A 17,732-nucleotide genomic window follows, 5' to 3' on the forward strand; every position below is an offset into this window, starting at 1 on the left:
CCAGTCAACCCAAGGGAGCAGTACACCTATGCGATCCATCCGCCGCCAGTTGCTGAGCGTTGTGCTCGGGACCTTCGTTTTCGTAGCCGCGGTCCTGGGATTCGCGGCTCCGGCCTCGGCACACGATGCCGCAGAGTCCAGCAGTCCCGCGCAGGGCGCCACGGTGCCCACGGCGCCGGAGCAGGTGTCCGTCACGTTCAATAAGAACCCGTTGGGCATCGGTGCACAGTTCTCCGTCAAGGATTCCGCCGGTGCCGAGTGGGCCGACGGCGCGGTTGAGATCGTGGACAGCACGGCCACGCAGAAGCTCAAGGCCGGGGCACCGGCAGGTGTATACACGGTTGCCTGGCGCGTCGTCAGCTCGGATTCCCACCCGATCGAGGGGACGTTCGGCTTCACGGCGACCGCCGCTGCGGCGGGAGCGGCGCCCTCGGGAACATCGGCGGCGGGAGCATCGCCGTCGGCCGGAGCATCGCCGTCGGCCGCTGTTCCCACAATGGGAACCGCGCAGCCGGGAACCGTGGCGGCTCCGGCGCCGGCCGAAAACGCGTCCCAGCCGTTCCCCTGGAGCCTGGTGGTCTTCGCGGCAGTGGCCGTGGGGCTGCTGGTGGCAATCGGTATCCTCGCGAAGCGCCGCCTCACCACAGGCAGCGACGACGACGAAACCGAGCAGGCCTAGACCGCGGCGGCGCTTTCCGGGTTGACCGAGGCCGAAATGGCCTGGCCCACGGTCTTCGCCTGACGCAATACTTCCTTGGGTGAGGGCGTGATGAGCTCGCCCACTCCCACGAGGTAGATGCCGATCTGGCGCATCGCGGCCACCAGGTTGCGGCCAACCGTGATGCCGAAGTCGCTGAGCATGCGCCGCAGTTGGCTGTGCGCGCATCGGGTCAGCACAATGTTGTCTGCCAGCAGTATTCCGTTGGGCGTATGAACTTCCCACTGGCCGGATGGGGACCCCGCAGCCGTTCCTGCGGCCGTTCCCGTGCTGGTTCCGCCCGGCGCGCCGCCCACCATGGTCAGCTGAACTGCCCGCGTGGTGTTGCGGACGTCCATGTGGTGGCTGGCGGCGTAGTTGCGCAGGTGGCGGAGGATCTCGTTGCGTTCCCGGAGGGAATCGGAGTCTGCTGCGTCGCAGCGCTGCAGTGAAGCAGTGTTGGCCGGTTGTCCGGCGCCGAGGATGTCGAGCCCGTCCACCACGATGGCGTGCACGCCGCGGCGGCGCAGTTCCGCGCCAACAGCCAGGCCTGAGAGCCCCGTGCCGATGATCACCGTGGTGGTCCGTTCGGTCCCGCCATTCACAGGCATGCTTGACACTACAGTTTTCCTCCTTCAAAGGCTTCCGGATGCAGGCAGCGTCGCCCCGCATGCGTTCCGTTACCCCCAAAGTCCGGCCGCAGCACCGGCCCGGGACGCACCGTGAATCGGGCGTCGGCGGACCGGCAGTGCCTCGAAGACTACAGAACATTAAGGGCCATGGATAGCCCAAACACAAACATTCTTCTCCGCGATGAATACGCTTTCCGCTCCATTTGCCGTGGGTTGTGGATAACCGGCCACGCAGCGGCCCGCGGCCGCTTGCTAAGTGTACGCGGACCGAGAATAGTGAGAAGCGGAAGCAGGGTCCTCCAGCCCGTCGGGGCACACTTCGCGGCCGGTGCGGGCGGAGGGCGCCGCGTCTGGCAGAATAGCCGCAACATAAGGCAGTATCGCGAGGAGGCGGCCCCATGGGCGCACATGAGTTGCATCCGGATCCGGAAGAGGACAGGGCCGGAAATTCGGCGGCTCCGGTGGGGATTGTTGTCGGCGTAGACGGGTCCGACCACGGCCAGTGCGCGTTGGTGTGGGCAGCCCGGGAAGCCGAGCGCCGCCGTCGGCCGTTGCATATTGTCACCGCCTATTCCGTGCCGATCTTTGCGGCGTCCGGGCTGGACGGCGGCTACGCCACCGTGGACGATTCCGTGATCCGCGAGGGCGCCGAAGCGATCGTCAAGCAGGCGCTGGACAAGGTTTCCGGCTACAACATCGAGGTTGACGGCTCCGTGGAGAACGGGGACGCCTCAGGTGTGCTCCTGGAAATGTCCGAGACGGCTGATCTGCTGGTCTTCGGCACCCGCGGCCGTGGCGGCTTTGTGGGACGCCTGCTGGGCTCGGTGAGCAGCGCCCTGCCGGCACACGCCAAATGCCCCACCGTCACGGTGCCGCTGGTGTGTTCGGACCGGCTGGGCGAAACCACGGAGGACAAACGAATCAGGGCCGAGCAGGCCAAGCCAGGGCACAAACAGGTCGAGAACGTTGTAGTGGTGGGCGTGGACGGGTCAGAACAGGCACGGATCGCCGTGCTGGAGGCTGCCGACCAGGCCGAACGGCTCGGGGCAACCCTGCGCGTGATCTGCGCGGTGCCGCAGTTCAGCGGCTCGTTGGCCTGGGTTCCGGCCCCCATGGACCGCAAAGCCCTCTTCGAAGACATCCGGATCCAACTGGATGCCGGGATGGCCTGGCTCAAGAGCCACTACCCGAACCTGTCCGTGGAGTCGGAGCTGCTGGACGGCTCGGCAGTGGACGTCCTGGTGGAGGCCAGCCGGCGCGTGGAGCTCGTGGTGGTGGGCACCCGGGGCCGCGGCGGGTTCACCGGCATGCTCCTGGGCTCCACATCCGGGGGCGTGCTGCACCATGCCAAGAGTCCGGTCCTGGTGGTTCCGGACCGCGACGATCCCCGGCTCGCGGACCGGGCGCAGTTCGGAACACTTCCGGGCGCTGCCTGACCCAACCTCGCACCACCTTCGCGGCAGGAGGCATGAAATGCCTGACACCGGCAGCCCGCCTCCCATCCTTGGATTGGAGGCGGTCACCGCAGCAATGGTTCCCCTGGTGGGTGGCAAAGCCGCCAACCTGGGGGAGCTGCTCGCCGCTGGGCTGCCCGTGCCGGGCGGCTTCTGCCTCACCACGGAGGCTTACCGCCAGGCCACCGCGGACGGCGCACTCGCCGAGGTCCACGCGGCGCTGAAAGCAACGCCCGACGGCGACCTCCCCGCCCTGGCTGCGCTGGCATCCCAGGCACGGGACATAATCCAAAACGCCCCTGTCCCCACCGAGGTGGCCGCCGCCGTCGACACGGCCTACGCAGCCCTGGGCGACAACGTTCCGGTGGCCGTCCGGTCATCCGCCACGGCAGAAGACCTTCCGTCGGCGAGCTTCGCCGGCCAGCAGGATACCTACCTCAATGTGGTGGGGGCTGCCGCCGTTGTGGAAGCGGTACGTAATTGCTGGGCCTCACTCTGGACGGACCGGGCCGTCAGTTACCGGGCAAGCCGGGGGATCGATCCGGCAACGGTGGCGCTGGCCGTGGTGGTCCAGCGGATGGTGGACGCCACCGCCGCTGGCGTGCTCTTTACCGCCAACCCGCTGACGGGGCGCCGGAAGCAGGCCGTGATCGATGCCAGCCCGGGGCTGGGGGAGGCTGTGGTGTCCGGGGCAGTGAACCCGGACCATTTCGTCGTTGACCCGCTCACCGGGCGGGTGCTGGAACGCCGGCTCGGGGACAAACGCATCGCGGTCCGGCCGATCCCCGGCGGCGGCACCCAGACGCTGGCCATCAGCAATGGCGCGGCTGCGGCCTGCCTGACGGACAAGCAGGCCGCCGAACTGGCAGCCCTGGGCCACCGGGTGGAGGGCCATTTTCGCTCGCCGCAGGACATCGAATGGGCCATCGCCGGCGACGGCCGCCTTTGGCTGACCCAGTCGAGGCCCATCACCACGCTGTTCCCCGTCCCGCAGCGTGCCACCGTCGGGAGCAGTCCCGGCGGGGAGGGCACGCGCGTTTACCTTTGCTTCAGCCTGGCGCAGGGCCTGACGCGGCCCATCACTCCCATGGGCCTGGCAGCCTTCCGCCTTATCGCCTCATCGGTGGCCCGCGCGGCGAAATTCGACGTGCCCGAGCCGCGCAAGGGTCCGTCGCCGTACGCAGTGGCGGGCCAGCGCATCTACTTCGACCTGACCGCCGTGGCCCGCAGCACCACCGGCCGGCGGATTGTTCCCAAGGTCTTTGACGTGATGGAAGCACGCTCTGCCACGGTGCTGCGCAAGGTGTTCGAGGACCCGCGGTTTTCCGTGACGCGCAGGACGCCGCTGGGCTTGCTGCGGCACGTGGTTCCGGCGGCGGTGCATGCCGGGGTGCCGGAGACGCTGCTCCGGGCCGTCCTCCGCCCGGACGCGGCCCTCCGCCGGACCAACCGGCTGGCGCGCGAGTTCGCTGACTCCGTCGAGCCGCCCGCCGGCCTCACCCCGCTGCAGCGCCTGGACCACGCCGAACACCTGCTCGGCACGCGCATCTTCTCGGTGGTGCCGTCCATCATGCCGCTCCCGGCGGTCGGGTTCGCTGCCCTGGCGCTCGCGGGAAAACTGCTGGGCGGCGGCCGGTGGGATGACCTGCAGGTTGTGCTCCGCGGGCTGCCTAACAACGTCACCACCGAAATGGACCTGGAGCTATGGCGCCTCGCCCAGGTGATTAAGAACGACGGCGGTTCCCGCACCGCCCTGACGCACCGGAAACCCGCCGAGCTGGCCAAGGATTTCCGCGCTGGCCACCTGCCCACGCTGCTGCAGTCCGGGGTGGCCCGGTTCATGGGCCAGTACGGGCACCGCGCCGTGGCCGAGATCGACGTCGGCATGCCGCGCTGGTCGGACGACCCCACCCACATCCTCGGCATCCTGGCCAACTATCTCCGGCTCGAGGCTTCCGCACTTCCGCCGGATGTCCAGTTCAGCAACGCCGCCGAGGAAGCCGAAGCCTGCGTTAGCCGTCTCGTCGCGGAGGCGCGGAGCCGCGGCCGGCTGCGCGGGGCGGTGGTCCGGGCAGCGCTTCGGCGGGCTAGGCTTTTTGCCGGGTTGCGCGAGCTTCCCAAGTACCAGCTGGTTGTAGGCCTCGCCGAGGTGCGGAAACAACTGGCCCTGGCCGGTGCGGCACTGGCCGAGGCCGGGGTAGTAGCCGAGGCGGATGACATCTTTTTCCTGGACCTGGACGAAGCCAGCGCCGGCCTTAGTTCTGGAACAGCTGACTTCCGCGATCTGGTGGCGCAGCGGCGCGCGGACTATGCCGCGGAACTCGAACGGCGCCACATACCCAGGGTGCTGCTGTCGGACGGCACGGAGCCCGAAGCCATACCGTCCGGCGACGCTGCCGCGGCATCCACGGTGCCGGGGGCACTGAGCGGGAGTCCGGCGTCGGCCGGTGTTGTCACGGCGACCGCCCGCGTGATCCTCGACCCCGTGGGCGCGCACCTGGAACCTGGAGAAATCCTGGTGGCACCGTCCACGGACCCCGGCTGGACGCCGTTGTTCCTCACCGCGGGCGGACTGGTGATGGAGATGGGCGGGCCAAATTCCCACGGGGCCGTGGTGGCCCGGGAGTACGGCATCCCGGCGGTGGTGGGCGTCCCGGACGCCACGCTCCGGCTCTCTACCGGCCAGGAAATAACGGTCGACGGTGGCGCCGGAACCGTGGTGCCTTCGTAGCCGGCGAGCACCGGGCATGACTTCCAGAAGAGACGTGTGCGCAGGCGTCCCCAGGCGTAACCTGAAGTATGGGCTCCAAGGATGACGGGGGGCTGGCATGAACCGCGCATGGCTGCGCTGGGTGCCGGCCGCAGCTGTACCTGCAGTGATCGCCGCCGGCGTGCTGGTGGGATCTATTCCGGCGAGTGCCGGCGATCCGTTGCCACAGAAGTCTCCGGCTGAGGTCATGACCCTCCTTGGCCAGCACAACACCAGGTCATTCTCCGGAACAATCGAGCAATCCGCCGAGCTCGGCCTCCCCGAACTTCCGGCTGCCGGTCCCACCTCCGGACCGGTGTCGGCTGGTGGAGCCGCCTCCATTCTGGAGTTCCTGACCGGCGAGCACACCGCCCGGATCTTTATGGATGGTCCAACAAGAATGCGGGTCCAAGTGATGGACCGGCTGGCTGAACGGGACGTCATCCGGCGCGATAGCGATGTGTGGTTCTACAACTCCAAGGACAACAGCGCCGCCCACCTGGCCTTGCCCGCGTTCGCCAGCGACCTGCCACTGCCGGTCCCTGAATTTCCCACGCTGCCCGGCGCTCCCGCACTGCCCGGCGCTCCCGCACTGCCTGGCGACCTGCCCGGCCCACCGGTAATGCCGACACCCGAGGACCTGGCCCGGAAGTTCCTCGCCGTTGTGGACAGTTCCACCGAGGTGACGGTGGGACCGGACGTGGAAGTCGCCGGCCGGGCCGCCTACAGCCTGACACTGGCGCCGAGGACGCAGGGGACGCTGGTTGAGAAAATTGCCATCGCCGTTGACGGCGAGACAGGAATGCCGCTGCGGGTATCGGTGATAGCGCGCGGCCAGGCAGAACCGGCCTTCGAGGCTGGCTTCACCAGCCTGTCCCTGGCGGCCCCTGACAGCTCGGTGTTTACGTTCGTTGCCCCGCCAGGCGCCACGGTCAAGGAGCTGCAGGCACCGCCGCTCCGGCTCCAGCCCGGAATGCCGGCCCTCCCGCCCGTTCCTGGCGGGATTACTCCGGGCGTTGTCCCTGACGGGGGCCCGGACCAGCCCACCCCGCCGGACCAGCCCACCGCGCCGGCTCAGCCCACCGCGCCGGCTCAGGACACACCCCCGTCAGGGCCGCCCGCCGCGGACCAACCCGACACGGATAAGATTCCCGGCAGCGACGCCAGCCTGCGGCACCGCGATACGCCCCGACCAACGGTGACCGGCAAGGGCTGGGAAACCGTGATCGGCTTCCCCGCGGCACCCGACGCACAAGGGGCTGCCTGGACTGAATCCTTGCTGAAGGATCCGCTCCTGTCCCAGGCCGCCGTCGTCGTGGCCGGCGGACGGCTCCTGTCCACGTCGCTGGTCAACGTCCTGCTGACCGACGACGGCAGGATCTTTGTGGGGATGGTCCCGGCGGAGCGGCTGCAGGCCGCCGCCGGCACGGCGTGACCGCGGCTGGGGGGACGGCTGCCGGGCTGGCCGCCGCCCGGACCAGCGAAGGGAGCGGGACGGCCGGGCTGACCATCGAAACCCAAGGCCTGACCAAGCGCTTCGGCCACCAGGTGGCGGTCAACAACGTGGACCTCGCTGTGCCGCACGGTGCCGTGTTCGGTTTCCTGGGCCCCAACGGTTCCGGCAAAACCACCACCATCCGGATGCTGCTGGGCCTTGCCGCGGCGTCGGCCGGAACCGTGAGTGTCCTGGGACTGCCGATGCCGCAGCGCCTGCACGAGGTCCTGCCGCGCGTCGGTGCCCTGGTGGAGGGGCCGGCGTTTTATCCGTTCCTTTCCGGCACCGCCAACCTGCACCGCCTGGACGCCGCCAGCCGGCATGCGGCACCCGCTACCCGAACCGCCCGCGTTGCTGCCGCGCTTGAGCGGGTGGGTCTTTCACACGCCGCCGGCAAGCGGGTCCACGCCTACTCCCTGGGCATGAAGCAGCGGCTGGGGATCGCCAATGCCCTGCTGTCGCCGCGGGAGCTGCTGGTGCTTGATGAGCCCACCAACGGGCTGGACCCGCAGGGAACCCGGGAAGTGCGGAGCCTGGTCCGGTCGCTGGCCGCCGACGGCGCCACCGTCTTTGTGTCCAGCCACCTCCTCGCCGAGGTGGAACAGATCTGCACGCACGCTGCCATCATGAGCGCCGGACGGCTGGTGGCGCAGGGGCCGCTGGCGGAGCTCCGCCGGGCTGGCGAGACGCGGATCCGCCTGTTAACGCCCGACGCCGGGCCGGCCAGCGAGGTCCTGCTGCGGTTGGGCATGTCCCCGGGAACGGAAACATCTGAACCGGACGGCGACGTGCTGACCGCGGTCGCGGCCGCGTCCCGCCTTGAGGCCCCGGAGGACATTGTGGCGGAGCTGGTGGCAGCCGGGGTGCGGATCCGTGGCTTTACCGTGGAGCGGGAGAGCCTCGAGGAGCGATTTGTTGCGCTCACGGGGGAGGGGTTCGACATTGCCCAATAGTGCTTCTACAGCCGGCAGTGTTCCGGCAGCCCGTAGCGATTCCGACGCCACCAGGGCTTCGCGCGCCGGCAGTGGGTCTGAGGTCGGCAGCACTCCAAGTACGCCGTCGAGCCTGTCCCTGCTTGCGTCTGAGCTGAAGACGTTATTCCGGCGCCGCCGGACCGCGGCCATGCTGGTGGCCTTGGCCGCGATACCGGTGCTGATCGCCGTCGCTGTCCGGCTCTCGTCATCCGTTCCGGCCGGGAGGGGACCGGCGTTCCTGGACCGGATCAGCCAGAACGGGCTCTTTGTGGCGGTCACGGCGATGCTGGTTTCCGTGCCGCTGTTCCTACCCCTGACCATTGGTGTGGTGGCGGGCGATACCATCGCCGGCGAGGCCAGCCTGGGCACCCTGCGCTACCTGCTGTTGGCGCCCGCCGGGAGGGTGCGCCTGCTGCTGGTGAAGTACGCCGGAGCGCTGGCGTTCTGCATTGCCGCGCCCGTCACGGTGGCCCTTGCCGGTGCGGCGATCGGGGCTTCGCTGTTCCCCGTCGGGCCGGTAACGCTCCTGTCCGGCGACGTGGTCCAGCCGCCTGAGGCCGCGCTGCGGCTGGTCCTCATCGCTGCGTACCTTGCGGTGTCCCTGGCCGGGCTCTCGGCGATCGGGTTGTTCCTGTCTACCCTGACGGTAGTCCCGGTGGGCGCGATGGCCGCCACTGTGGTGCTCTCGGTGGTCTCCCAAGTGTTGGACCAGTTGCCCCAGTTGGAATGGCTGCACCCATGGCTGTTTACGCACTATTGGTTCGGCTTCGCTGACGTCCTGCGCCAGCCGGTGCTGTGGGACTCCTTTGCCAGCAATGCGCTGCTGCAGGCGGGCTATGTGGCCGTGTTCGGGGCGCTCGCCTACGGCCGGTTCGTCACCAAGGACGTTCTGTCCTGAGGTTGAGGGTCCTCCGCCTGGATACCCTGCGCTTTCCTTGTTGAAGCCAGATCGCGGTGCCTGGAATCCCGGGCCGGAGCCCTGTCAGCGTCAGTAGCGGGCTGCGTAGGGGTGGAGCTGCATCCCGGCCATCCAGCTCAACTGGGTCACGCCGATGCCCTCGTCCGGATTCAGCGCCTGCACCACCTGGCCGTTCCCCAGGTAGATGGCCACGTGGTAGAAGCCCGGCGCTGATCCCCAGACCAGCAGATCGCCGCGCCGGGCCTGCGAGATCGGCACATGAACGGGGGCAGCCGCATACTGCTGGGCGGCGGTGCGAGGCAGGTACTTGCCCGCGGCGGCGAAGGCCGTTTGCACGAGGCCGGAGCAGTCGAAACCGTTGGGGCCGGTGCCGCCGTATTGGTAGAAATACGGCGACCCCACCTTGGACATCGCCACGGAGACAGCCGTCTCGTTGGAGCCACCCGGCGATGGAGCCGGTGTTGGAGCGGGCGCAGGCGCAGGAGCAGGCGCGGGAGCCGGTGCAGGGGCTGGTGCCGGAGCTGGCGCGGGTGCTGGAGCAGGGGCCGGTGCGGCCGGCAGGTTCCCGCCGGCGGCCGGTCCGGCGGCAGGCCGGTCTGCTGCCTGCGCCGCGGCCCGATCAGCAGCCGCAGTCAGCTCGGCGAGCCTGGCTTCCTCGCGCTGCCTGTCCAAAGCGTCAATGCGAGCTGACTCGAGGGCCACTGTGGTGTTCCGGAGCTGGGCCAGTTGATCCACGAGGATTGTCCGCTGCGCCGCGGCTTCGGCAACGGCTTTCGTCTGGGTGGCGTTGGCCTGTTCGGCCTCTTCCTTGCGGGCTTCGGCCTTCTGGGCGGCGTCGTCGGCGGCCCGGTTGGCGTCGTCGGCGGCGGCCGTCAGAGACTGCGCTGCGGACGCGGCCGAGGCTGCTGATTCGAAGGCGCGGCTCCGGCTGGCCGAGATGGCTTCCAGCGTCGCGGCCTGATGCAAGGCTTCGGCGTTGCCGCTGACGAACGTGCCCAACGTAGGGTTCAGCCCGCCGTTGCGGTATAGGTCGCCGGCGAGCTGGCCCACCTGCTTCCGGGTCCTGTCCTGCTCCTGCGTCGCGACGGTGGCTTTGGCCGTTGCCACTTGCGCCGCCGTCCGGCGTTCCTGCAGTTCAACCAGGGCTTCGCCGTAGGCGTTATTGGCCTGCAGCGACAAGGCAAACGTGGCTTGCTGGGCGCTCTTTGCGTCCGCCAGGAGGCGTTCGATGATGGTGACCTGATCCGCCGTCGCGCGTTCACTCGCCTTGGCTGTGGCGATGTCCTCCGGGGTGGGAAGCTCCGGCGACGCCGGGCGCTGGAGACTCGGAGCCTGCGGCGGCGCTGCCTGGGCCGGGAGGGTCATGGTGCCGAAAAGTACGACGGCGGTGCACAGCACGGCGGCCTTCAGGCCGGATCCGGTTAAACCCATTCGCAGAACCTCGCACGCAGTAAGGCTGGGGGAGCGAGGTCTGGTGACGGCACAAGGAGCCCCTCTGCTGATCTCCCAGCAGTCCGAGGCTACGTGAGCGTGTGCACTTTGGCAACACTGGTCACATCAATAACATAAACAACAAGCGAACGATTCCGGCACATATGGATCCGGCGTGTCGCGAATCGATCCCATCCGCAGGGGAGATCTCTCCATGCCGGAACTGACGCGGGAACCGTAGCATTGGGGGAGTATTACAGCGATGGGGGAGCTAAGCGTGGAGCCGACATGGGGCATTGAAGGTCCAGACTTTCTGGCGTGGTACGTGGCGTCGGGGTTCTTGCTGGGCGTGTGTATTTTTCTGCTCCGCCTGTTCACCGGCGGATTGCTCCCGCTCCGGCGAAAGATTGACCCGCATTCCCTCGCTCCGCTCGATCTGGCCTACCTGAGCGGCGGGCCGTTCCACGCGGTGGCCGTCAGCCATTGGCTCGCCACCAACCCAAGCAGCGAACAGTACTCCCCGGAAGAACAGAGATTCCTGGACGCCAACTGGCAGGATCCCCTGTTCCAGGCTGTTGGCGCCAGCGTACGGAACGCCGCGGTTACGCCGAAGAGGTGCCTCGCGGATGCCTTCGTCCAAGGGCGCCTCAATGACCGCCATGCCCGCCTGGCCCGTCTAGGGCTGCTGCGCAGCCGCGGCGTCATGGTTGCCCTCCGGGCCCTAAAATGGGCCATCATTCTGCTTCTGATCCTCGGTGTGGTGCGCGTGGCAGCGGGCATCCTGAACGGCCGTGCAACCACCGACCTGGTGGGCGCAATCATCGCAGGCCTCTTCGCCCTGTTTGTCCTGGCCGTAAAAATCCCCACCATCACGCAGCCCGGTATCCGGGTGCTTCGTGAACTCAGGCGGCAGAACCAGGAGCTCAGGCCCGACAGGCCAGCCGGCTACTCCGGAGCCGTCCCGGCCCGGGTTGCGCTGGGTGCGGCGCTTTTTGGCACGGCCGGCCTGTGGGTGGCCGCCCCCGGCTATGCCGCCACGATGGGTATTCCGGTGGCGGGTGCGGGGGCCGGCGCGGGGACCTATTACGGGGACCCGGTGTCATCCTCGGACTCATCCTCCGGCAGCGGCGGCAGCTCGTCCTGCAGCGGCGGCGGCAGCTGTGGTGGCGGCGGCTGCGGTGGCTGACGGCGGGCTTCTATCGCCCGGACTTGGGATCGGCTGGCGGCCGGGCCTGGCCGGACCCATCGCGCGGCTGTCAGGCCTGTCCTTTGTTGAGACGGTGGCCGAAAACCTGCACGATCACGGCAGGGGCATCGAGGTCCCCGCACCGTTGCAAGAGCTGATCGACGGCGGAACGACCGTCGTCGCGCATGGCATCTCGCTGTCCCTGGGGTCGGCCGGCGAGGTGGACCAAGCCCGCCTGTCGCACCTGCGGAAAGCCGGACAGGCTGTCCGCGCTCCGATCGTCAGCGAGCACATCGCCTTCGTCCGCTCCGGCGGCCAGGTCCCGGCAGGGGCGCCGCACGCCGATCTCCTTGAAGCCGGCCACCTGTTGCCCGTGCCGCGGAACAACGACTCGTTGCTGGTCCTTACGGCCAATGTGCGGCAGGCGCAGGCCGGCCTTGACGTGCCGCTCGCCCTGGAGCCCATCGCGGCCCTGGCCGAATGGCCGGACAACACCCTGACCGAGGGACAGTTCCTGACCGAGCTGCTGGAGCGGACAGGTGCGCTGCTGGTGCTCGATGTGGCCAACGTCTACGCCAACGCCGTAAACAACAGCCGTGATCCGCTGAAGGCCCTCCTTGAATTTCCGCTTGAACGGATCGCGTACTGCCACATAGCCGGGGGAGCCGTGCTGGATGGCCTCTACCAGGACACACACCAGGAACCAGTGCTCCGGGAAGTCCTGGAACTTGCCGCCGAACTCGTCAGGGTCACCGGGCCCCTGCCGCTGATGCTGGAGCGGGACGACAATTTCCCGCCGGAACAGGCCTTCTTTGCTGAGCTGGACGCTATTGCCGACGCCGCCGGTATTCCGCGCGTGACGCCGGTGGCTGAGGCCAGGGGCACCGCCTGATGGGGGCCGAGTCCGCGCTGGCGGCGGCACGTTCGGTGTTGGCGGCACGGCAGCAGGATCTGGTGACCGCCCTGGTGGCCGACGGTCCTGTTCCCGAGGGATTTGATCCCGGACGCGTGGCGGCCATCCGGTTGGGGCTGGCCCGGAAACGGCTGGGTGGCCTGGGGCAGCATTTTCCGGCCCTGGTGGCCGCCATACGCTCCGATCCTGAGCTCTGGGACCTGTATTTCGGCTGGCACGTTACGCACCAGCCGGGGCCTGGCTATTTCGCTGATGGTGCCGCACTGATCGACTTTCTGGATGTGGCGGGGAACCTCCCCGCAGCTGCCACCAGGGAGGCTCTGATGCTGCGGATGGACACCGAGCCGGGACCGGAAGGGGAACGGATCCCCGCCACGTGGGTTGGGCTCCGCCGCGTGCGCGTTGGGGGTGCCCGTTGGTGGGCTGCCGGAACTCACCGCCGCTGGGTCTGGCTGAGCGGTCCCCGCTGACCCCACCGAATGCCCCGCCGTCGTCGTCCTGCTGGGAGTCCTGCTATGCGTGCTGGCGCGATTCGTGCTCCGAGTGGCTGGCGGGCTCCAGCTGGAAAGTGCAGTGCTCGGTGTCAAAGTGGGAGCCCAGGCACGTGGTCAGCTTGTCCAGGAGCTGATCGGCGCCGCGGGCATTGAGCACGCCGTCCTCCACCACCACGTGGGCCGAAAACACCGGCACGCCGGAGGTGATCGTCCAGATGTGGATGTCGTGGACATCCACCACGCCGTCAACGCTGAGGATGTGCTCGCGGATCATCTGCACCTCCACGCCTTTGGGGGTCGCCTCCAGCAGGACGTCCACCACATCGCGCAGCAGGCTCCAGGCCCGCGGCAGGATCATCAGGGCGATGAGAACGGACGCGATTGTATCGGCGGCCTGGTAGCCGGTGAACATGATGACCAGGGCAGCAACAATGACGGCGACCGAGCCCAGCAGGTCGCCCAGGACTTCAAGGTAGGCGCCCCGGACATTCAGGCTGTCCTGGTGTGCGCCGCGCAAAATCAGCAGCGAGACCAGGTTGGCCACCGCGCCCAGGATGGCGGCGAAGAGCATGATGTCGGTGTGGACCTCTGGCGCGGAGCCGATCCGGCGGATGGCCTCGGTGAAGATGACCACCGAGATGACAATCAGGATCAGCGCGTTGGCCAGGGCGGCCAGGACCTCGGCACGCTGGTAGCCGTAGGTCCGCTGGTCGCTCGGGGGGCGTCCGGCGATCCAGGCAGCCAGGAGCGCGATGGTCACGCCGGCCGCGTCGGAGAGCATGTGGCCAGCGTCCGCCAGCAGGGCCAAGGACCCGGACAGTGCCGCGCCGATCACCTGGACCACCACCACCGCCAGGGTGATGGCGAGGACGGCGATGAGGCGTTTGCGGTGCCGGCCTGTCGCCGTGATCCCGTGTGTGTGGCTGTGGTCGTGTCCCATGCCTACAAGGCTAGTCCCAGCCGAGCTCATGCAGCCGCCGGTCATCGATGCCGAAGTGGTGGGCGATCTCGTGGACCACCGTCACAGCCACTTCCTGGATCACCTCGTCGCGGGACCCGCAGATGTCCAGGATGGGTTGGCGGAAGATGGTGATCCGGTCCGGCAGCGAACCGGCGTCCCACCATGAATCCCGTTCCGTCAAGGGAACGCCCTCGTAAAGGCCCAGCAGGACGGTGTCCGGATCCTCGCCGGGGCCGGGCACGTAGTCGTCCTCGACAAACACTGCGACGTTGTCCATGGCCGCCGCCAGCTTGGCGGGAATCAGTCCCAGGGCATCCGTGACGGCGGCTTCGAAATCGTCAGCGGACATCTCAAACGGACCAGACTCTTGCGGGCCATCCGGGATGATGGGCAGGCCGGGCGGCAGGTTGGCGGGCATAAGCAGACTCTAGTCCGCAGCCGGGCGGGCGCGCATACTGAAACCCGTCACTGACCGCCTTGTGAGGAGCCGGATGTCCGTCCGCCATCGCCTATTCGCCGCCACTTACGATGCGTTATCGGCCTCTGTGGAGCGCCGGGAGCTGGCCCCTCGCCGGGCGTTGCTGCTTTCCGGGCTGACGGGAACCGTGGTGGACGTCGGCGCAGGCACCGGGGCGAACCTGCGGCACTTCCGCCACGCTGAGCGGGTAATCCTCGTAGAGCCGGACCGTTACATGCGGGCCAGATTGAGCTCCCGGCTCGGAGAGTCATCGGTTCCGGTGGAGGTTTCCGACGCCGATGCGGAGCACCTGCCGCTGCCGGACGGCGCGGCGGACGTTGTTGTGTTCACCCTGGTTCTGTGTTCGGTGCCGGATCAGCGGCTTGCCCTGTTGGAGGCCCGCAGGGTACTCAAACCCGGCGGGACTCTCGCAGTGCTGGAACATGTCCGCGGACAGGGCCGTGCCGCCCGCTGGCAGGACAGGTTGGACGGTGTGTGGGGCCGCTGCGTGGCGCCCGGGTGCCACCTCAACCGGAACACGGTGGCCTCCATCGGCGATGCCGGGTTCGAATTCACGGAGATCAGCAGGTTGGAGGCCCCGGCGGTTGCCCTGGTCACGCCGATCATCGCGGGTACCGCAAAGCCGAGTCCAACGTTTCGCTGAGCGGGGCCCTTACCGGGACCTGCGGCGCGTCAGGCCCACGCCCACCAGGCACACCACCCCGCCCACCAGGCCCAGGACGGCCGGGACTTCGCTGAGGAGTAGCCAGGAGATCAGGATGGTGGTGCCCGGCACAAGATAGGTGGTGGCCGCCAGTTTTCCGGCATCAATCAGGGACAGCGCGTAGGCCCAGGTGGTGAAGGCGATGGCGGTGGGGAAGATGCCCAGATACACCAGGCCCAGGGTTGCCGGCAGCGGTGCCGATTGCAGCTCGGACACCAGCTGGCCGCCGAACGGCAGGCAGCAGACAGCCCCCACCATGATGCCGAACCAGGTGGCCTGGGCCGCCGGGAACTTCCGCAACACCGGCTTCTGGATGATGACGCTGACGGCGGCGAGCACGGCGGCAAGGAGGCAAAGCAGCACGCCCGCCACATCCGCCGTCGAACGCTCAGAGGAACCCGTGCCGGAGCCGAGCGCGATCAGCGCAACCCCGCCGAACGCCACCAGGCTCCCGATAATCAGCCAGCGCGGGAAGCCCTCCTTCAGGAAGAATCCGGCCATGATGGCCACCAGGATGGGGTTGACGTTGATCAGCAAGGCGGCGGTCCCGGCGTCCAGCAGGTGTTCCGCCGCGTTCAGGGCCACGTTGTAGCCGCCGAACCACATCACGCCGTACCCCAGGATGGGCCACCATTCGCGGCCCCGCGGCAGCAGCTTGCTTTTGGCCAGTTGCGGCAGCACCAGTGCGCCGAGCACGACGGCGGCAACCGCCAGCCTGCCCAGGGTCAGGGAGCCAGGGGAAAAGGTAGGCCCGATCGCCCGGATGCCCACAAACGCCGACGCCCAGAGCACCACAGTGACCGCAACGGCAGCGACGCCGAGCGCGTTGGAACGGCCGGGTGGCGGGCGAAGCGCGGTTGATGTTGCTGCGCGGGGAGGGGTGCTTGAAGCCATGCTGCCAATCTATCTCCGCGGCAACGCTGGCAGCTGGCGGGAATCGGTCACGTCTAGTCGAGTTTCTGCCAATCCCGGGCCGACCACTCCAGTAGCCGCTTGAGAGGCCAGGTGGTAACGATGCGCTCCGCGGGCACATTGTTGTGCGCGGCACGGGCAGCCCCGTACTGGAGGAAGTCGAGCTGGCCCGGAGCGTGGGCGTCGCTGTCGATCGAAAACAGGCAGCCGGCGTCGAGGGCCAGCTGAATCAGGTCGTCCGGCGGGTCCTGCCGCTCGGGGCGCGAGTTGATCTCGACCGCCACATTGTTTTCGGCGCAGGCGGCAAACACCTTCCTGGCGTCGAAATCCGATTGCGGGCGCGTGCCACGGGAACCCTCCACCAGGCGTCCGGTGCAGTGGCCCAGCACGTTGGTGCGGGGGTTCTGGATGCCTTGGAGCATCCGCTTGGTCATGGTGGCGCCGTCCGCCCGGAGCTTCGAATGGACACTGGCCACCACAATATCCAGCGGGTCCAGCATGTCCGGCGACTGGTCCAGTTCGCCGGATTCCAGGATGTCCACCTCGATGCCGGTCAGGAGCCGAAATCCGTCCTTTTCGCCACCTGCCGAGCTCTCACCTGCGGAGCCGGCACCTGCCGAGCTCTCACCTGCCGAGGCGGCGTTGATGGCGGCCACAACGTCGAGCTGTTCTGTCAGGCGCTCCGCGCTGAGCCCGTTGGCGATGGTCAGGTTGGGGGAGTGGTCTGTCAGTGCCAGGTACTCGCGGCCCAGCAGTCGGGCGGCATCGGCCATGAGCTGGATGGGAGAGCCGCCGTCGGACCAGTCGCTATGGCTGTGGAGGTCGCCCCGGAGTGCTCCGAGGAGCTCGGCCCCGCCGTCCGCGAGAGGCGCCGCGCTGCGCTGGCGAAGATCCTCAAGGTACTCGGGCACCTCGCCGTCCACGGCCTGCCGGACCACCTGATAGGTCCTGTCGCCGATGCCCTTCATGCTCTTGAGCCTGCCGTCCCGGGCCCGGGCTGCCACCTCGGATGGGTCAAGCGCGGCGATGATTCCGGACGCCTTCCGGAAGGCCTGGACCTTGAACGTGGCAGCGCGTTCCCGTTCCAGCCAGAAAGCAATTTCATTGAGCGCGTCGACGGCATCCATCTGTCCATCTTCGCCTGTTCCGGCCGCTTCAGTCAGGTGTCTCTGAGCCGATTTTGAGTTATTCCCACCGAGGCCCTATAGTTTTAGAGTCCAGTTCGGAGCAACTGCAAACGAGAAGACTGAGAGCCTCGGCTTGAAGCCTTTTATTTTGTGCCGAACGGGTTCTGGCCCCCATCGTCTAGCGGCCTAGGACACCGCCCTTTCACGGCGGCGGCACGGGTTCGAATCCCGTTGGGGGTACGCAAGGAACTGGTCTGGCAGGCTGAAAACGTCTGGTAAGCTGGAAGCCTTGAAAAAAGCGGTAGCGATGCCGCGAAGCAAGAAAATCAAGGCCCTGTAGCGCAGTTGGTTAGCGCGCCGCCCTGTCACGGCGGAGGTCGCGGGTTCAAGTCCCGTCAGGGTCGCTCTGATTGCTGGAAGAAATTCCGGCGGTCAAGGTGACATGTCACCTAGGCTCTGTAGCTCAGTTGGTAGAGCGTTCGACTGAAAATCGAAAGGTCACCGGATCGACGCCGGTCGGAGCCACCACTGGGAAGCATCAGTTCTTCGGAACTGGTGCTTTTCTTCTTTAACAACCATCTGCTTCCCGGCCGCTCCATGCCGCGCA

At 67.9% G+C, this 17,732-nt stretch carries 16 protein-coding genes and 3 tRNA genes; 13 read left to right on the forward strand and 6 right to left on the reverse strand.

Translation table 11 applies throughout. The features are described from left to right. Positions 1-28 precede the first annotated feature (28 nt). Positions 29-679: a copper resistance CopC family protein gene (locus ACZY1F_RS12630; protein WP_463942016.1), complete on the forward strand. Its 651-nt coding sequence runs from the start codon at positions 29-31 to the stop codon at positions 677-679. Here the strand turns inward: ACZY1F_RS12630 and ACZY1F_RS12635 are convergent. Then, positions 676-1,308 carry an FAD-binding protein gene (locus ACZY1F_RS12635; protein WP_463942245.1) on the reverse strand — a complete coding sequence of 211 codons (633 nt, stop codon included), beginning with the start codon at positions 1,306-1,308 and terminating at the stop codon, positions 676-678. The genes ACZY1F_RS12630 and ACZY1F_RS12635 overlap by 4 nt on opposite strands. A 419-nt stretch (positions 1,309-1,727) precedes the next feature. On the opposite strand from ACZY1F_RS12635, the gene ACZY1F_RS12640 reads away from it, so the two are divergent. The 5 genes from ACZY1F_RS12640 to ACZY1F_RS12660 all read left to right on the forward strand — a co-directional run bounded on the left by ACZY1F_RS12640 (position 1,728) and on the right by ACZY1F_RS12660 (position 8,899). Beyond that, the gene (locus tag ACZY1F_RS12640) at positions 1,728-2,765 is read left to right on the forward strand and encodes a universal stress protein (RefSeq protein WP_463942017.1); all 1,038 of its coding nucleotides are present in this window, start codon (positions 1,728-1,730) and stop codon (positions 2,763-2,765) included. Between the two features lie 37 nt (positions 2,766-2,802). Continuing rightward, positions 2,803-5,514, forward strand: coding sequence for a PEP/pyruvate-binding domain-containing protein (locus ACZY1F_RS12645; protein ID WP_463942018.1), 2,712 nt, complete (start codon positions 2,803-2,805; stop codon positions 5,512-5,514). Positions 5,515-5,611: 97 nt separating this feature from the next. After that, entirely contained in the window at positions 5,612-6,967 is a 1,356-nt protein-coding gene (locus tag ACZY1F_RS12650; protein WP_463942019.1) for a LolA family protein, read from the forward strand. 68 nt (positions 6,968-7,035) lie between these two features. Beyond that, positions 7,036-7,980 (forward strand): ABC transporter ATP-binding protein, encoded by a 945-nt coding sequence (locus tag ACZY1F_RS12655; protein WP_463942246.1) that lies wholly within the window; start codon positions 7,036-7,038, stop codon positions 7,978-7,980. A gap of 112 nt (positions 7,981-8,092) precedes the next feature. Beyond that, the gene (locus tag ACZY1F_RS12660; RefSeq protein ID WP_463918665.1) at positions 8,093-8,899 is read left to right on the forward strand and encodes an ABC transporter permease; all 807 of its coding nucleotides are present in this window, start codon (positions 8,093-8,095) and stop codon (positions 8,897-8,899) included. A gap of 90 nt (positions 8,900-8,989) precedes the next feature. Here ACZY1F_RS12660 and ACZY1F_RS12665 read toward each other — a convergent pair whose 3' ends face one another. Beyond that, the gene (locus ACZY1F_RS12665; protein ID WP_463942020.1) at positions 8,990-10,351 is read right to left on the reverse strand and encodes a C40 family peptidase; all 1,362 of its coding nucleotides are present in this window, start codon (positions 10,349-10,351) and stop codon (positions 8,990-8,992) included. A 262-nt stretch (positions 10,352-10,613) separates the two neighbouring features. Between ACZY1F_RS12665 and ACZY1F_RS12670 the strand changes: the two genes are divergently transcribed. From ACZY1F_RS12670 to ACZY1F_RS12680, 3 genes are read left to right on the forward strand one after another with little or no spacing between them, the layout of a single operon-like run. Next, positions 10,614-11,537, forward strand: coding sequence for a TIGR04222 domain-containing membrane protein (locus ACZY1F_RS12670; protein ID WP_463942021.1), 924 nt, complete (start codon positions 10,614-10,616; stop codon positions 11,535-11,537). Continuing rightward, positions 11,512-12,429 (forward strand): MbnB/TglH/ChrH family RiPP precursor modification enzyme, encoded by a 918-nt coding sequence (locus tag ACZY1F_RS12675; RefSeq protein ID WP_463942022.1) that lies wholly within the window; start codon positions 11,512-11,514, stop codon positions 12,427-12,429. The genes ACZY1F_RS12670 and ACZY1F_RS12675 overlap by 26 nt, the downstream gene beginning before the upstream one ends. Then, positions 12,429-12,920: an SCO6045 C-terminal-like domain-containing protein gene (locus tag ACZY1F_RS12680; protein ID WP_463942023.1), complete on the forward strand. Its 492-nt coding sequence runs from the start codon at positions 12,429-12,431 to the stop codon at positions 12,918-12,920. Before ACZY1F_RS12675 ends, ACZY1F_RS12680 begins: the two co-directional genes overlap by 1 nt. A gap of 43 nt (positions 12,921-12,963) precedes the next feature. Here the strand turns inward: ACZY1F_RS12680 and ACZY1F_RS12685 are convergent, their stop codons facing one another. Next, positions 12,964-13,884: a cation diffusion facilitator family transporter gene (locus ACZY1F_RS12685; RefSeq protein WP_463942024.1), complete on the reverse strand. Its 921-nt coding sequence runs from the start codon at positions 13,882-13,884 to the stop codon at positions 12,964-12,966. 10 nt (positions 13,885-13,894) lie between these two features. After that, entirely contained in the window at positions 13,895-14,323 is a 429-nt protein-coding gene (locus ACZY1F_RS12690) for a metallopeptidase family protein (RefSeq protein ID WP_160677193.1), read from the reverse strand. Positions 14,324-14,396: 73 nt separating this feature from the next. On the opposite strand from ACZY1F_RS12690, the gene ACZY1F_RS12695 reads away from it, so the two are divergent. Further along, complete coding sequence (locus ACZY1F_RS12695; RefSeq protein WP_463942025.1) at positions 14,397-15,026, forward strand: class I SAM-dependent methyltransferase; 630 nt, start codon at positions 14,397-14,399, stop codon at positions 15,024-15,026. A 9-nt stretch (positions 15,027-15,035) separates the two neighbouring features. Here the strand turns inward: ACZY1F_RS12695 and ACZY1F_RS12700 are convergent, their stop codons facing one another. Then, entirely contained in the window at positions 15,036-15,980 is a 945-nt protein-coding gene (locus ACZY1F_RS12700; protein ID WP_463942026.1) for a DMT family transporter, read from the reverse strand. 53 nt (positions 15,981-16,033) lie between these two features. Then, positions 16,034-17,125, reverse strand: a complete 1,092-nt coding sequence (locus tag ACZY1F_RS12705; RefSeq protein WP_463942027.1) for a PHP domain-containing protein — start codon at positions 17,123-17,125, stop codon at positions 16,034-16,036. 167 nt (positions 17,126-17,292) lie between these two features. Here ACZY1F_RS12705 and ACZY1F_RS12710 point away from each other — a divergent pair. The 3 genes from ACZY1F_RS12710 to ACZY1F_RS12720 all read left to right on the forward strand — a co-directional run bounded on the left by ACZY1F_RS12710 (position 17,293) and on the right by ACZY1F_RS12720 (position 17,653). Next, positions 17,293-17,365 (forward strand) — tRNA-Glu (locus ACZY1F_RS12710). 90 nt (positions 17,366-17,455) lie between these two features. Then, positions 17,456-17,529, forward strand: a tRNA-Asp gene (locus ACZY1F_RS12715). 48 nt (positions 17,530-17,577) lie between these two features. Beyond that, positions 17,578-17,653, forward strand: a tRNA-Phe gene (locus ACZY1F_RS12720). Positions 17,654-17,732 lie beyond the last annotated feature (79 nt).

Source organism: Pseudarthrobacter xylosi (assembly GCF_055412765.1).